Consider the following 887-nt stretch of genomic DNA (forward strand, 5'->3'; position numbering starts at 1 on the left):
CCTTTGAGGTCTTGGATCCATGCAGGGCTGATGTGCCATGCTTGTTCGAGGCCTAGGCTGGCATTGTCTTGGTGGTCACTGTGTTGGTGTTTGCTTTGGACTGACCCTGCGCCTTCTTCTTGTTCGAGGGCTGTGGCTTGCCAGCGTTGTAGGTGGACTGCGGTGGGTTGTAGGCTACGTTGTCCGATAAAACTGGTGATGCTATCAAATTGTTCTGTCGCATCACTACGGTGGTAGCGGATGTTGCGTCGGTTAAGCGCTTGGTATTGGCTGTTGTCATCAATCAGGCGGAGCTTTTGTGCTTCGATCGGGCTGTTGTTGCTCGGTACAATCGGTTGGGCTTCATCAATGAGCCAGTTAATGCCTTCACTGCGTAGTAAGCGAGTCAGAAAGTCGTAGTCGCTTTCGTTGCTTTGCATGATGAAGGGTCGGATGTCGTATTGTTGTTGTAGTCCACTGTGGTCTAGGCTGAGGCTAGAGGCAAAGAGTGGGCTTTTGTTTTGCCATTCTTCAAAGAGGATTTCCATCACTTCGACCACGGATTTATTCATAAATACGCGGCTGTTGCGGCGTTTGTGCCACAAGTTTGTTGCATCGTTGAGCGTGAGTTTGTAGAGGGTCAGTGCCCCATCGCTTTGTCCTTGTGAGGCTTCGGTGATGATGCCAGTGGTTCTAAACAGGGTGCCTTGATCAGTGACTTGATCGACGGCCACTTGTGTGCCGATGAATTGTTTGAGTGGAATTAAGGCATTGGTCGAGAGACAGACGAGTTCTGCTTGCACGCCTTCGTTAAGGGCATGGCTGCCATCGATGCGTTGTAGGAAGACTTGGCTATTCAGCTGTGAATGACTGAATTGGATGTGGAGGGCTCTGTTTTGGGCGGTTAG

The 887-nt window shown here is 50.6% G+C and carries 1 protein-coding gene; it reads right to left on the minus strand.

Annotated features, from left to right (window positions below):
- Positions 1–887, minus strand: an 887-nt coding sequence (locus AC1M9F_RS14450; RefSeq protein ID WP_481598110.1) for a phage late control D family protein, incomplete at both ends; no start/stop codon positions are given.

The organism is Acinetobacter sp. ANC_7504 (genome assembly GCF_056779995.1).